The organism is Streptomyces sp. adm13(2018) (assembly GCF_008042145.1).
In the GTDB taxonomy this organism is placed as follows: Bacteria; Actinomycetota; Actinomycetes; order Streptomycetales; family Streptomycetaceae; genus Streptomyces.
Window position 1 is genome coordinate 1 of record NZ_RDBH01000120.1, and the last position, 15,088, is coordinate 15,088.

Here is a 15,088-nt window from a genome sequence, read left to right on the forward strand (position 1 = left end):
GGTCGGGGCGAGACAGTCGGCGGCCAGCTCCCGCCAGAACGGGGGCACCGCGTGGTCCATCCGCAGCGGCGCCCGCCCCTCGCCGTACTCCTGGACCGCGGCGCCCCGCGCCACCGGCGTGGCGCCGGAGAACGGCGAACCGCCCGACGAGAACACCTCGTGGACGACGATGCCCAGGGCCCAGATGTCCGCGGTCGGCCTGATCCGGACGCCGAGTTCGCCGAGGGGCGCCCGCCAGCGCTCGGGCGGCAGATAGTCCAGGGTTCCCATCGGCGGGGCGTACCCGTGGGTCCCCGTCAGCTCGGTCGCGAGGCCGAAGTCCGACAGCTTCACCGAGCGGTCGGCGCCCAGCAGGACGTTCTCCGGCTTGAGGTCGGCGTGGACCCAGCCCGACCGGTGGAGATGCGCGAGCCCCTCGCAGATTCCCGCGATCAGCGGTCCCCGGTCCGCCTCGGGCACCCCCGCGTCGAGGAGCTCCCGCAGGCTGCCGGAGGCCCGTTCCATCACGAGCACGATCGCGCCGTCCACGGCGGGCCGGTCGGGCGCCGCGAGCACGAACGAGCCGAGGAGACCGATCAGCCGGGGATGCCCGACCCTGCTCCCGAGCTCGACCTCGCGGCGGGCGGACTCCATGATCCTGCGCGCCTGCCGCGGTGCGAGTCCCGCGGTCGGCATGATCTTGAGCGCGACCTCGGCGGGGCCCGCGGGGTCGGCGGCGGACCGGCCCGCGGGCCCGTCGGCCGGCCGCGCCGCGTAGACGGTGGACCACCCCCCGGACCCGATCAGTTCGGAGACCACCCAGCCTCCCACCCGGTAGCCGGGCGGGAGTTCGTCCGTACGGTCGGGCCCCGCGATGGCTCCCGGAATGCCCGGCGAGGTCACGACGCGCCCTGCCGCTCCCGCCCGCCGGCCCCCGTCAGGGGCGGCAGCAGCGCGAGGTGCTCCTCACGCACGAGCCCGAACCGCAGGGCGAGCCCGACGATCTCCTCCCGCTTGCCGTTCCGGCGGTCCCCCTTGCCGGACTCCCCGGTGGCGGGGCCCGCGATGCGCAGCTTCTCCTCGGCCAGGTAGTCGATGTGCGAACTGACCGCCCGAGCGGTCAGCGTGCCGCACGTGAGGTGCTCCCTGAGCCGCTCGACGATCTGCGGGGTGGTGGGCACCGCGACCCGGGACTGGTCCCGCAGACGCGGTTCGCAGAGCGCGACGAGAACGAGGAAGTACGTGGCCGTCTCGTCCAGGGAGTACGCGGTCACCGTGCTGTTCCCCCAGGGGACGTCCATGGCCTCCGGGTCGAGGAACACGTGGTCGGGGGCGAACACCTGGAAGGAGACGGTGGCGTCACCCCGGGTGGGCAGCACCACCCGGGAGAACTCGAACGGGATGGGCGCCCCGACCCGGCGCGGCGGAATCCGCAGGTACTCCCCCGCACCCTCCGGGTTCTCCACCAGGTAGCTGTGGCCCGCGCTGTGGTTCGTCAGCTGCCAGTGGTCCTGGGTCACCCGGATCTCCCCGGCGAGCCGCGAGATCGCCGGATCGTCCAGGACCAGCTCGACGGGGACCGCGGCGGAGCCCCGTCCGAAGCGGGCCACCTCGCCCGGGCCGAGCCGGAGCGTCACCGCGTCCCCGCCCGGCTCGCCGCCGTCGGCGCCTCCCGTACCTCGCGGCAGATGGACGACTACGCCGCTCACCCGTTCCCCCGTTCCCCCGGCCGTACTCTCGGATGAGCCGAACGATACTCATCCGTAGGGGGAGTTCACCGTCGTACTTTGGCCACCTCGTCCGGACGGGCCGCCCGGCGGCCGGACCCGCCCGCCACGACGGTGCGCGGGGCGCCCCGGAGTCGCTCCCCCCGTGGCTCCGCGCGACGCGGACCGCCGGGGACCTTCCCGCCGGGACCAGGTCATGTCGGCGCCGTGAAATGAGCCGCCATGTGGGACTGTTTCCGGTCCTTCGCCGAGCAGTTGGGACGTGGAGCGGGCCACGGGGAGAGCGGGAGACGGGCCGTGTCCGCGGGCCGCCGGAGGGCCGGACCGGCCGGGCCGGAGTCGGCCGCCGCCGCCGGGCCCGGGGCCGTACAAGGTGGGCAACGTCACCGTGACCGGCGGGCGGAATCCGGGTCCGGGGCCCTCACAGGCCTCCGGGAACGGCCTATGTCACCGTTCACGTGGCGAGATCCGTACGCTCCGCTCACAGGGCGGGAGCATGCGACACCAGCGGCGCCACCGCACGCTCGCCGAAGGAGGTCCACGGCAGCCACCCGCCGCTCGGCCGCTCCTGGACACGGGTCCGGATCCGCCCCGCGGCGGTCACGGCGAAGACGTGCAGCCGCCCGGACGGGTCGCGTACGGCCGTGGGGGTGGCGACGAGCCGGACGCCGGGCTCGCCGAACTCCCGCTCGGGGCCCCAGTCACCGCCCGGAGCGAGCTGCCAGCGGTGACTCAGCCGGGCGCCGCCCGGAGCGAGCGAGAACGCCTCCAGGCGGCCGTCGGCGTTGGCGGCGAACGCCGGAGCGGCGGCGCTCCACCCGAACATCGGCAGCCACGCGTCCCAGCCGCCGCTCGGCGCGGTCTGCCGCCGGGTGAAGGTCCCGACGCCCGACGGCCCGATCGCGGCGACCGCGAGCCGGCCGCTGCCGTCCTCGGCCGCCCGGGGCGCGGAACCCGCCGCGGTGCCGTACGGGTGCCATGCCGGGGTCCACGGCCCGCCGGGGGTCTCCTGCCACCGGTGGACGATCCCAGCGCCGCCGGGCGCGAGGGCGAACACCTCGAGCCTGCCGTCGGCGTTCGCCGCGACCGCCGGTGGCGCGCCCGCCGCCGGACCGAAGCCGGGTTCCCACGGGTCCCAGGCCAGTGCCCCGGGCGACCGCTGCCGACGCCGTGCGAAGGACGCGCCGCCCGGGCTCAGGGCGAAGACCTCCAGCCGGCCGGCCGCGTCACGGGCGACGGCGGGCGCGGCGCCGGCCGGGCCGCCGAACCCCTCCCAGTCGTGCCACCCGCCGTCCGGGCGCTGCACGCGGCGGTTCAGGTGGGTGCCGCCCGGGGCGATCGAGAACACCTCCAGCCTCCCGTCGGTGTCGCGGCCGAGGGAGGGAACCGCGCCCGCAGGGCCGCCGAACGGCTCCCACTCCGACCAGCCGTCGCCGTACGGGTCGAGCTGGACGCGCCGCAGCATCGAGCGGTCGGCGGCGTCGAGCACGAACAGCGTGAGGCGGCCGTGCACGTCGAGCCCGGCCACCGGGTGGTCGGGGCTCTGCCACGGGACCGGAGTGTCGCGCCACTGGAGCGGCGCGAGGAACAGTCCGTTGCGGAACCAGCCGGCCGCGCTCGCGTACCAGGTACCCCCGTCGTCGACGACCTCGACGGCGTGACCGGCCACATGCCCCGCGTATCCGGCGAGGTCGAAGCGGAAGGGGTCCCGCGACGCCAGTACGTCGGTCCCCTCGTAGCCGCCCCGCGGGCCGATGAACAGGTAGTACCAGCCGTCCCGCCGGACGACGTAGGGCGACTCGGTGACCGAGACGGTCGCGTCCGTGCTCGCGTCGGTGAAGGCGACGCCCGGCTCGCTCCAGTGCGTCAGGTCGGCGGACCGCCGGTGGGCGACGACGTGGTGCCCGCCCGGCCCGGAGAGCTCCGTGTAGTACATGACCCATTCGTCCCCCACCCGCAGCACCATCGGGTCACGCGCCGCGAGGCCCCGGAACAGCGGGCCGGACGGTACGCGGGTCCAGGTGAACAGATCGGTCGACGTGGCCAGGTTGACGGCCGCACCGCTCGCGCCCCCCGCGGCGTAGAACATCCAGAACGTGCCGTCGGCCTCGATGACGTGCGGCGCCCACAGGTGCTCCTCGCCGAAATAGGACGGGTCGACGGTGAGGGCGTCGGCGTGAGCGGTCCACGGACCCAGCGGGCTCGGGGCGGAGGCGTGGGCGAAGGAGATCTCCGCCGAGCTGTCCGGCGCCTCGCCGCGCGGCGCGCTGTCGCCGACGATGCCGAAGACGTGCCAGCGGCCCCGCGCCCTGATCAGCGTGTGGTCGTTGAGATAGCGCGGGCCGGCGGGGGTCGACGGGTCGTGGACGTACGCGAAGGGGCCCGCGCCGACCCACGAGGGCGTCGGGGCGTCACCGGTGGGCGCGGCGACGGCCGGGGAGAGCCCGAGCAGGGGCAGCGCCCCGGCTCCGGCCACACCCCGCAGCACACTCCGTCTGCTGATCGGAGACACGGATCTGATCCCTCCGGGTGAGCGGTCAGCCCTGGCCGGGGCCGGGAGAACCGCCCAGCCACTCCCAGCCGGACCAGCTGGAGAACCCGGTCTGCCAGATGTGGAAGGTTCCGGAGGGGTTGGTCCCGAAGACCTCGATCCGGCCGTCGGCGTTGGAGGCGGCGGTGACCTCCGTACCGCCGGAGCCGAAGGGGGCCCAGTCGCTGTAGGGGGCGTTCACGGCGGTCTGCCAGCTGTGCATGGCGGTGGTGCCGTTCATGGCGAAGACCTCGACGCGGCCGTCGGGAGTGCGTTCGCTGGTGAGCTGCGCGTCGGCCGGGCCGCCGGTGCGTTCCCAGCCCGACCAGCCGGAGGGCCCGGTCTGGTACCGGTGGAACACGCCGACCGGACCCGAGGCGAAGACCTCCAGGCGGCCGTCGGCGTTGTGGTCGACGGTCAGGTCGTGGCCGCCTTCGCCGAACGGGCCCCACGCGGACCAGCCGCCGCTGGGCGCGGTCTGGTAGCGGTGCTGGAAGGTGGTGCCGTTGAGGGCGAAGACCTCAAGGCGTCCGTCGGGAGCCTTCCCCATCTCCACACGGCTGTCGGCGGGGCCGCCGCCGGTGGACTCCCAGCCCGACCAGCCGCCGTTGGGGGCGAGCTGATATCGGTGGAACAGCCCGACCGGGCCGGAGGCGTAGACCTCGATGCGGCCGTCCGCGTTGACCCCCGCCGCGGTGTCCCGGCCGCCCTCGCCGAAGGCCTCCCAGTGCGACCAGCCGCCGGAGGGGCTCAGCTGCCAACGGTGCTGGAAGGTGGTCCCGTTGAGCGCGAACAGCTCCAGCCGGCCGTCGGCGTTGGGCGCGAGCGAGAGCTCGGCGTCGGCGGGACCGCCCAGCGACTCCCAGGGCGACCAGTCGCCGTTGACCTCCCGCTGCCAGGCGTGGTGGATGCCGTCGGTCCCGGCCGCGAACACCTCCAGACGCCCGTCCGCCGACCGCGCCGACACGACCCGGCCCGACTCCGACGGATACACGAGGGGCTTCGGCCGCGGCCCCGTGCCCGGGGTGCAGGGCAGCACGACGCCGCGTTCGGCGAGATAGACCTCGGGGTCGACGCCGTAGGAGGCGGACGAGTCCCCCCAGATCCGCAGATGCAGGTGGGGGCCGGTGGAGTTCCCCTCCGAACCCATCAGGGCGATCTGCTGGCCGGCCACGACACGGTCGCCGGCGAAGACGTCCCGCCGGGACATGTGCCCGTACTCGGAGATCCGCCCGTCGGGCTGCTGGATCCGGATCCACTGGCCGTAGCCCGGCTCGTACCCGGAGATGGTCACCTCGCCGTCGGACACGGCGTGGATCGGCGTCCCCACACCGTTGGCGATGTCGACGCCGTTGTGGCCGGAGTGGAAGTGCTGGGACACGGGCCCCGCGGCCGGGCACGCCGCGGTGGAAGCGGCCGATGCGACCGAAGCGGCCGGAGCGGTGGAGCGGACGGACGCGGTGGAAGCGGTGGTCCGGGCCTCGGCCGGGGAGGTGGGCACCAGGGCCGGCAGCAGCAGGGCGGCCGACGCCGCGAGCACGGAGCTCACCGCGCGGCGGGACAGTCCACGAAGCACAGGAAGCTCCTCCAGGGGGCGCGGGCCGCCGACCGGGTGGCGCGAGCGGGCGGTAGGGAACGTAGCAACGCCCCGACGGCCCGGAGACCCCGGAAGGTTACGGGGTGACAGTCGGCCCCGCCTCGGGTACCGGATCGCCCGTGGGCGCCGGTCCATCATCGGGATTTCATCGCCCCTTCCTAGCGTGACCGCGTTCGCACGAGGAGCGGTACGAAGGGGAGGACGGGCCGATGGCACGGACGCGAGCGAGAGCGAGGCTGCCGATGGCGGTGGCAGCCGCCGTCGCGGTGATGAGCACGATGGCCGCCACGGGCTCCACGGCCGCCACGCGGCCGGGGGCGGTGGGACCGGACAGGCCGACCATCCGGTACACCGAGTACGGCATCCCGCACATCATCGCCTCGGACTGGGAGGGCCTGGGCACCGGCTACGGATACGCGGCGGCCAAGGACAACATCTGCACGCTGGCCGACACCTATCTGATGGTCAACGCCCAGAGGTCCCGCCATCTGGGGCCCGACGGCAGGGCGAGCCCCGGCCAGAACCAGAACACCACCACCAATCTCAAGAGCGACCTGTACTTCCAGCGGATCAAGGACGACGGGGTGGTGGAGCGGCTGATCGCACAGCCCGCCCCCGACGGGCCGGAGCCCGCGGTCAAGGAGGCCATCCGGGGCTACGTCCAGGGATACAACCGGTACCTGTCCGAGACGGGGGCCGACGGCCTCACCGATCCGGCCTGCCGGGGCGCCGCCTGGGTGCGGCCGATCACGGAACTCGACGTCTACCGGCACGCGCACGCCGAGATCATCATGGGCAGCGCCGACGCGCTCCTCGACGGCCAGGTCGACGCCGCGCCCCCGGGGGCGGCGTCCGCCCCCGCGAAACCCGCGTCCTCACCCAAGGAGACCGCGGCGAAGATCAGTTCCGCACTGGCGGTGAGCCGGCAACAGAGCATGGGCAGCAACGCGCTGGCCGTCGGCTCGCAGGGCGTCTCCGGCGGCACCGGCATGCTGCTGGCCAACCCGCACTTCCCGTGGCAGGGCAAGAACCGGATGTGGCAGAGCCATCTCACCATCCCGGGCAAGGTCAACGTCTCCGGGGCGAGCCTCCTGGGACTCCCCGCGGTGAACATCGGGTACAACGACGACGTCGCCTGGAGCCACACGGTCGCCACGGTCGCCCCGTTCGGGCTCTTCGACGTCCAGGTGGATCCGCTCAACCCCACCAAGTACCTCGTCGACGGCGTCTGGGAACAGATGACCTCGCAGCAGGTCACCGTCGACGTGCGGAAGCCGGACGGCTCCCTCGGCAAGGTCACCAGGACCCTGTGGTCCACCCGGTACGGCCCCGTCACCACCTCGATGCAGGGGGTGTCGCTGCCCTGGGTGGTCAGCGCGCACGCCGTGCGCGACGTCAACATGAACAACCTGCGGGCGCTGAACACCTGGTTCCGTCTCGACCAGGCCAAGGACGTCGAAGACGTCGTCAACACCCTGGAGACCACGCAGGGCGTCCCCTTCTTCAACACGATCGCCGCGGACCGCAAGGGCAAGGCGCTGTACGCGGACATCCAGGCCACCGCGAACATCACCGACGCGCACGCCCAGTCGTGTCTCACGATGACCGGCCAACTCCTCTTCAACCAGCCCCTGAGGCTGCCGAACGTGCCGCCGATCTCCATCTTCGACGGCAAGCGGAGCGCGTGCGACTGGCCCGACGACCCGAACGCGGTCGCGCCGGGACTCCTCGACCCGCGCAAGCAACCCCGGCTGATCCGGGACGACTTCGTGGGCAACGCCAACGACAGCGCCTGGCTGGCCAACCCCGACCAGCCGCTGACCTTCCCCCGGGTGATGGGCGACGCCCAGGCACCCCGCTCGCTGCGCACCCAGGAGCTCATCCTGACCGCCCGGAAGCGGATCGACGGGACGGACGGGCTGCCGGGCAGGGGCTTCACCCCGGAGACCATGGGGAAGCTGCTGTTCGCCGACAACAGCCGAGCGGCCGACCTCGCCCTCGACGCCACCGTGGCGATGTGCAAGAGCGTGCCCTTCGGGCTCATCCTCGTGGACGGCACCCTGGTCAACGTGAGCGAGGCGTGCCCGATCCTCGCCGCCTGGAAGAGCCACGACTACACGTCGGACAGCCGGGGTTCCCTGCTGTTCGCGAACTACTGGGCCTCCCTGCAGGGCGGACAGGGCATCGAGAAGCTCCCCTGGCGGGTCCCCTTCGACCCCAAGGACCCGGTGCACACACCGAATTCGCTGGACTCCGGCAGCTCCGCCGTCCGCGACGCGTTCGGCAGGGCCGTCCTCGCGATGCGCAAGGCGGGCATTCCGTTGAACGCGCCGCTCTCGGACGTCCAGAAGGTCACCCGCGGCGGCGAGCAGATCCCGATCCACGGAATGATCGGCGAACTCGGCGTACTCAACGTGATCACCATGGGCCAGGTCGACGGAAAGACGGACGTCGTCTTCGGGTCCAGTTTCATCCAGCAGGTCCGGTTCACCGCCGAAGGGCCGCCGCAGGCCCGCTCCGTCCTGGCCTACTCCCAGTCGGCCGACCCGAACTCGCCGCACCACGCCGACCAGACCAGGCTCTTCTCGGCCGGCCAATGGGCGACCGAGCGGTTCACCGAGGAACAGATCGCGGCCTCACCGGCCCTGGTGGTCAAGGTCCTCGACTGATCCGACGCACGGAATCCGAAGCGCAGACGGAGCATCACAAGAGAGGAAGCACCGTGAGAAGAACAGCGAACGTCCGGCGCACAGCGCTGGCATGGGTGTTCGCCGTCCTGGCCGTGGTCACGGTCATACCGGCGGCCTCGGCACAGGCCGCCGACGACGGCACCCCGCCCCCGATGGCGAACGGGTTCGGCCTGACGCAGGTCGGCACGGCGACGGGCAACGCGACCGAGTTCTACCTGACCGTGACCACGCCCGAGGTCGCGGAGGAACAGCACATCAAGATCATCCTGCCGAAGACGTACTACGACGACCCGAACCGGCGCTTTCCGGTGATGTACTTCCTGCACGGCTCACCCGACGACCCGATCCAGCAGAACTATCCGGCGCTGCGCATGTCGGACCGGATGATCACCGTCATCCCGGACGGCGGCGCCCGGGGCTGGTACGCCAACTGGCTCAACCAGAGGACCGCCGCCGGTGCCCAGAACTGGGAGAACTTCCACCTCAAGCAGGTGATCCCGTTCATCGACGCCAACCTGCGGACCATCGCCACCAAGAAGGCCAGGGCCGTCGCCGGTGTCTCGATGGGCGGGTTCGGAGCCCTCCACTACGCCCAGGCGCGCCCGGACCTCTTCAGCCAGACCGCGTCCCTGTCCGGCGACATCGACCTGTCGGTGCGGTCCATGGACCTGCGCCTGGCCGTCGTCGCCTCCCTGGTCGCCTACGAGCCCTCCGTGGACAGCGACGCCGCGTTCGGGTCGCCGTACCCGGTGTTCAACGCCGACTGGCGGTTCAACGAGGTCGATCCCTCGCAGCACATGGACCGGATCAAGCAGGGCGGGATCGGGGTCTCGATCTACGTGGGCAACGGCGGAGGCTCGGTCACCGACCTGGAGTTCTGGCTGGAGGGCGCGGCCAAGCACGTCAAGAACGCCATGGACGCGCTGGGCATGTCGTACCACTTCGTGAACTACGGCGACGGTTCGGGCTGGGGCACCCTGTGCAACGGCGGCCACAACGCCGGCTGCTGGGAGGAGGACCTCCGGGACCTGGTTCCCCGGCTGGAGAGGCACTTCGCCTCCTGACGCCATGAGCCCGCCGTCGTCCCGTGCCGCTCGTGCGGTACGGGACGACGGCGGGCTCGCGCCATCCGCCGGCGGGCCTGTGCGGTCCGCCGGCGGACCGTCTAGCCGACCGCCGGTACGGGCCGGCCGACGGGCGCGCTCCGGGCGGGCGCGGAGGCGGACGCGCGGAGGCGGACTGCGGACCGGGCGGGCGCGGCTGCGGACCGGGCGGGCGCGGCTGCGGACCGGGCGGGCGCGGCGAGCCTGCCGACCGCCGGGCCGGGGCCGTTCAGCCAGCCCCATTGCGACCAGCTGGCGAACCCGGTCTGCCACCGGTGGTACACACCGGCACTGCTGGTGCCGAACACCTCGATGCGGCCGTCGGCGTTGTTGCCCGCGCCGATCGCGGTGCCGCCGGTGCCGAAGTTCTCCCACGACGAGAACGGCGCGTTGGGGGCGGTCTGCCAGGAGTGGCTCGCCGCGTCGGCGTTGATCGCGAACACCTCCACCCGGCCGTCGACCGACCGCGAGGTGGTCAGCTCGGCGTTGGACAGCCCCCCGGTACCCGTCCATTCCGACCATGTGGTGGGGGTGGTCTGCCAGCGGTGGAACACCCCGTCGGCGTTGGAGGCGAACACCTCCAGCCTGCCGTCCTGGTTGTGGCTCGCGGTCACGGCGTGCCCGCCCTCGCCGAAGTGCTCCCAGGCGGACCAGTCGCCGTTGACGCCCATCTGGTACAGGTGCCCGAACGTCGAGTCCGACAGCGCGAACACCTCGAGTCGGCCGTCGGGCGCGTTCTCCATGGCGAGCCGCGCGTTCGCCGGGCCACCACCGGTCCCCGTCCAGCCGGACCAGCCGCCGCTCGGCGCGGTCTGCCAGCGGTGGAACACGCCGTCGGCGTTGGAGGCGAACACCTCGATACGGCCGTCGGCGTTGTTGCCCGCCGCCAGCCGGTACCCGCCGGTGCCGAAGGTCGCCCAGCCGGACCACCCCGCACTGGGCCCGGTCTGCCACATGTGGTCGAGCGTGCTGCCCGACAGCGCGAACAGCTCCAGCCGGCCGTCGGCGTTGGCGGCCACCGCCAGCTGGGCGTCGCGCGGGCCGCCCGCGAACCGCCACGGCGCCCAACCGCCGTTCACCTCGTTCTGCCACGAGTGGTAGACGCCGTCGGCGCCCGCCGCGAAGGCCTCCAGGCGCCCGTCGGCGGACCGGCCCGACACCACCCGCCCGGAGCCGTACGGGTGCCGGGGGCCCGCGCTCATCCCGGACCAGAGCGCGTTGGCGATGATCACGGCGTCGGCCGCCTCCAGGCCGTACTTGTACCGCAGGTCCTCGCGCGGCCGCTGCACCTGCCAGCACACGTCACCGATCGCCACGTTGTTCCACGAGCCGCCGGGGAACGTGTCCTCCGTCGCGTCGAGGAACGCGTTGGTGGCGTAGACCGGGTCCAGCCGCTGCGCCTTGCTGCCCCACCAGTCCTGCTGCTGGAACAGCCCGATGCTCGTGTAGTCGACGGCCTGGGAGTAGTTGTTGATGTCGGTCTCCACGATGACCGTGGCGATCGCGATGGCCGCGGCCCTCGGGTTGAGCCCCCGGTCCTTCACCGCCTTGGTGACCATCCGCGCACAGGACATCCTGTAGGGCGTCAGCAGGCCCGCCATCCGCGCCCCCATCTGGGGGTTGAGCTGGCCGGCCATGATGCCGTCGGCGGCCGACGGGCCGGCCGGGTCGCAGGGCTCGGTCGGTATCCGCAGGGCGTCCGGTCCCCTGAAGAACCGGGAGACGCCGTAGTGGTCGTCGCGCGGGGCCGGTCCGGGGTCGGGCAGGGCCACGGCGACCGAGGCCGTCAGCCCGACGACCAGTGCCCAGACGCCGGCCAGCAGGGCCAGTCTGCCGAGCACGCGGGTGAAGCCGGTTCCTCTCATCGTGTGCCTTTCCGTCATGCGTTCAGATGGTCGGCGGCCGACAGTAGGAGGCACCGATGAAATGCCGATGGAATCGGTTCCCGGGCGCGTTTCATCGGGATGTCATCGGCCGCTGACACTCTCGTCGTACGCAGGCCGAACACACGGGAGGATCGACATGCGAGCGAAGAGGATCAAGGCCGCGCTGGCCGGAATTCTGCTGACGGCCGGGATCTCGGTGACGCAGGGCGCCACGGCGCAGGCGGCGGTGACGGCTTCGTGCGAGGGCACGTACACGATCGTCGTCGGCGGTACGGGAAGCTCGTGGAACAACGACGGCTTCTCCGGCAACATCCAGCAGCACGTGGGATATCCGACCCAGATTCCCAACGGCGCGAGCGCCCGGGCCGGTGTCAACGAGCTGAACCGGCTGGTCCGTGACCAGCGGGCCGCGTGCCCGTGGCAGCACGTGAAGATGGGCGGATACTCGCTGGGCGCCGCGGTCGTCCACATCTGGGTCACCGAGAACTGGCAGACGTTCGGCAATGTCAACGCCATTCTCATCGCCGACCCGAAGCGGCAGGGAAATCCCGGCGCCAACGGCGGATCCGTCCCCTTCGGCGGAATCGTCGGCGCCCCGCTGGCCGGTGCCGACCGGTTCTTCGGCAATGTGCCGGTCAAGACCATCTGCCACTGGGACTACGTCTGCGACGAGTCCGCCGGAATCTGGACCTACCCCGGCAACCACGTGAGGAACTACCCCAACGACTTCAACATGGACTTCCACAACGACGTCGCCAACGAGCAGTGGTACAACGGCGCCTGGCATCCCGCGTCCTGGTGATCACGCGAAAGCGGTGCGACCGGCCGAGGGAGTGAGGCCGAGGCCGGTCTCGTCACCGCGCAGGATCATCTCGTGCGTCCGCCGCAGGGTCCGGCCGGGAGAGACGCCCAGTTCGTCGGCGAGGCCGCGGCGGGCCCGGTCGAACACGGTGAGGGCGTCGGCCTGGCGGCCGTCGCGGTACAGCGCCCGCATCAGCAGCGCGGCCACCGGCTCGTCCAGGGGGTGCGCGGCGGACAGGGCGAACAGTTCGGAGATCGCCTCGGCGTCCCGGCCGAGCCGCAGCTGGCACTCCACCTTGCGCTGGACGACGGCGATCCTGCGCCGGGTGAGCCGCAGCCGCTCCAGCTCGGCGAGCGGCCCGGGCAGACCGGCCAGCGGTTCCCCGCGGAACAGGTCGAGGGCCTGGGCACACAGGCGGACCGCCTCGGCCGGTTCACCCGCGCGCTCGGCCGTGCCGACGCCGACGAGGAGCTCCTCCATCCGTGCCACGTCCACGTCGACCGCGCCCGGGACGAGCCGGTATCCGTGCCGGGCGTGCTCGATGACCGAGCCGGGACTGTCTCCGATGCGCAGGGTCTTGCGCAGGCGGTAGACGTACACCGGCACCACGTTCGCCACCGGCGGCTCCGTGCCCCAGACGTCGTCGAGCAGTTCCTGCCGGCTCAGGGAGCGTCCCGCGCACAGCGCGAGGGTCGCGAGCACCGCCTGCTGGCGCGGATGCCCCAGATTCAGCGGCCGCCCGTCGTGCCACGCCCGCAGTGGTCCGAGCAGGGATATCCGCACCGCGGGACCGGTCGCGCGGCCGGCCGCCCGGGGCGCCGCGCTCACCGGCTGCGTACGGGTGCCACGGCCGGGGACGACCAGGCCGCAGTCGAAGGCGTGGACGATGGCCGCAGCCCGGTCGCGGAGCCGGAGGGTGACGAGTATCCGCGCGAGGAGTTCGGCCACGACGTCCTCGGGGATCGCGAGGGCGGCGGCTATCTCGTCGTCCCGCAGGCCGCAGCCGACCGCGGAGAGCACCTGGCGCTCCCGCTGCCCGAGGGCGGTGGCGGCGGGACGGCGGGCGGTGGTGGCGGTCGTCGGCATCGTTGCTCCCCGGGCTCCGGACTGGTCGGGTCTGGTGGGCGCCGTCGACACGGTAGGACGGTGAGCACCGGGCGGGGCATCCGGAACGATCCGGAGTGACACGCGCGATCTACGGCGTCACTCCTTCCCGCCGTCCCGCTCGCCGCCGCCGGTGTCGGGCCCGTGGTCGTCCAGTTCGCCCCGCAGCGAGGACGGGCCGGCCGAGCGGTCCTCCCCGAGAGCCTGGCCCTCGCCGGGGTGGTCTGGCGGGACCGACCGGGCGGTCGGCTTCGCCGGGGCTCCGGGCCGACGGGCGGGGCGGACCGTGGACGTCGGTGGCCGCGGTCCGGTGGTGGACGGTGCCGGTGTCGGTGCGGGTTTGGCGTGGTGGACCGTGCCGGGACGTGACGGCGGTACCGGCGGTGGAACGCCCCGGGCCTCGGTGATCAGCCGGTCAGGGCCTCCGTCAGGTCGTGGTGCAGCAGGCCGAGGGCCGGCCGGTCTGGCGGGAGCAGCGGCACGACCAGCTTCCAGTACCGCGCCATCACCCCCGTCTCCTCCCTGGCGAGCACGTCCACGAGGCGCCGGCGGAAGGCGGGCGAGTCCCGCTCCCCGAGCGCCACGGCGTACGCTCCGGCGAAGCAGTCCAGGACGCCCCGGCCCCCGGGCGGCCGCCCGGCCAGCACCTCCGCGCCCGCCAGGTCGTACGCCTCGCCCAGACCCTGGTACAGGACCGCCGGCCGGTACCGCTCACCCCGGAGCGGCGGGCCCGGCGGCCGCCCCGGCCGAGGGTCCGACACCAGGGCGCCCAGCCGGGCGAAGGCCCGTACCTGACCGGGTGACGGATCGTCCGGCGGCACCGGCACCACGTGGTCGAGCACCCGCGCCACCAGCGGCGCCGGCAGCCGCACCGGCAGCGAGCGGCGCCAGAACCGGACCACCGCGTCCATGTCCGGCGGCAGCGCCACCGCGCCCAGCAAGGGCAGCAGCTCGGCCCGCTCCGTCCCTTCGCACTCCGCGAGGAGCCGCAGCGACGCCTCCCGCCACGCCAGCGCCGCGCGCTGCCGCGCCACGCCCCGCAGCTCCCCGGCGACCGCCTCCGCCAGCCGGCCGTCGTCCTCCAGCGCCCGCGCCACTTCGGCCACGCCGAGGCCCAGCGCGCGCAGTGACCGGATCTCCCGCAGCCGGACGAGCGCGCCGGGACCGTACCTCCGGTGGCCGCCCCCGCTGCGCCCGGCCTCGGGCAGCAGCCCTTGGTCCGAGTAGTACCGCACGGTCTTCACCGTCACCCCGGCCCGCCCGGCCAGTTCACCGATGCTCCACGTCCCGCCGTCCGCCGCCGTCACCCCGCGCACCTCCCTCCGCCGACCCTAGGCCGTCTCTTCCGGATCCTGCCGGTCAGGCCCGCGTCGTCCGGTGCCGTGCATCGCAAGGCGGAGAGGCACCCGCGAACGGGACGTACCCGGGTGCCTCGACAACGCGGCGAGGTGCGGTGCCGGGCGGCGCGGGTCAGGCACGATCCGGAAGAGACGGCCTGGCCGCCACGGTGGCCCCGGTCCCGGCGGGTGGAATCTCCCCCGGGGGGAGCTCCTAGCCTTCCGGCAGCCGCGACGGGAGCGGCGTGAGTGGCGGGACACAAGCACGAGGAGGCGGGAATGACGGCGTTCGTTCTGGTGGGAGAGGCGTTCACCGGGGGGTGGCTGTGGGAC

The 15,088-nt window shown here is 73.2% G+C and carries 10 protein-coding genes; 3 read left to right on the forward strand and 7 right to left on the reverse strand.

Going from position 1 to position 15,088, the window contains the following annotated elements; all coding sequences use genetic code 11:
* The 4 genes from EAO70_RS15465 to EAO70_RS15480 form a co-directional block, all read right to left on the reverse strand.
* Window positions 1–882, reverse strand: an 882-nt coding sequence (locus EAO70_RS15465) for a serine/threonine-protein kinase (protein ID WP_148003565.1), incomplete at its 3' end; no start/stop codon positions are given.
* The gene (locus EAO70_RS15470; RefSeq protein WP_187283900.1) at window positions 879–1,688 is read right to left on the reverse strand and encodes a serine/threonine protein kinase; all 810 of its coding nucleotides are present in this window, start codon (window positions 1,686–1,688) and stop codon (window positions 879–881) included. The genes EAO70_RS15465 and EAO70_RS15470, both read right to left, overlap by 4 nt.
* A gap of 499 nt (window positions 1,689–2,187) precedes the next feature.
* Entirely contained in the window at window positions 2,188–4,218 is a 2,031-nt protein-coding gene (locus tag EAO70_RS15475) for a family 43 glycosylhydrolase (protein ID WP_148003566.1), read from the reverse strand.
* Window positions 4,219–4,243: 25 nt separating this feature from the next.
* Complete coding sequence (locus EAO70_RS15480) at window positions 4,244–5,812, reverse strand: peptidoglycan DD-metalloendopeptidase family protein (protein WP_148003567.1); 1,569 nt, start codon at window positions 5,810–5,812, stop codon at window positions 4,244–4,246.
* A 230-nt stretch (window positions 5,813–6,042) separates the two neighbouring features.
* Between EAO70_RS15480 and EAO70_RS15485 the strand changes: the two genes are divergently transcribed.
* Window positions 6,043–8,502: a penicillin acylase family protein gene (locus tag EAO70_RS15485; protein ID WP_148003568.1), complete on the forward strand. Its 2,460-nt coding sequence runs from the start codon at window positions 6,043–6,045 to the stop codon at window positions 8,500–8,502.
* 53 nt (window positions 8,503–8,555) lie between these two features.
* Window positions 8,556–9,587, forward strand: coding sequence for an alpha/beta hydrolase (locus tag EAO70_RS15490; protein WP_261992878.1), 1,032 nt, complete (start codon window positions 8,556–8,558; stop codon window positions 9,585–9,587).
* Between the two features lie 101 nt (window positions 9,588–9,688).
* Here the strand turns inward: EAO70_RS15490 and EAO70_RS15495 are convergent, their stop codons facing one another.
* A complete protein-coding gene (locus EAO70_RS15495; RefSeq protein ID WP_261992879.1) occupies window positions 9,689–11,491 on the reverse strand; it encodes a peptidase M23 in 1,803 nt (600 codons plus the stop codon).
* A gap of 157 nt (window positions 11,492–11,648) precedes the next feature.
* Between EAO70_RS15495 and EAO70_RS15500 the strand changes: the two genes are divergently transcribed.
* Window positions 11,649–12,314, forward strand: coding sequence for a cutinase family protein (locus EAO70_RS15500; RefSeq protein ID WP_148003570.1), 666 nt, complete (start codon window positions 11,649–11,651; stop codon window positions 12,312–12,314).
* Here the strand turns inward: EAO70_RS15500 and EAO70_RS15505 are convergent, their stop codons facing one another.
* Together EAO70_RS15505 and EAO70_RS15510 are read right to left on the reverse strand one after the other, a co-directional pair.
* Window positions 12,315–13,400, reverse strand: a complete 1,086-nt coding sequence (locus tag EAO70_RS15505) for a BTAD domain-containing putative transcriptional regulator (RefSeq protein WP_148003571.1) — start codon at window positions 13,398–13,400, stop codon at window positions 12,315–12,317. It abuts the gene before it with no gap.
* Window positions 13,401–13,825: 425 nt separating this feature from the next.
* Window positions 13,826–14,725 (reverse strand): MerR family transcriptional regulator, encoded by a 900-nt coding sequence (locus EAO70_RS15510; protein WP_148003572.1) that lies wholly within the window; start codon window positions 14,723–14,725, stop codon window positions 13,826–13,828.
* Window positions 14,726–15,088: the final 363 nt, after the last annotated feature.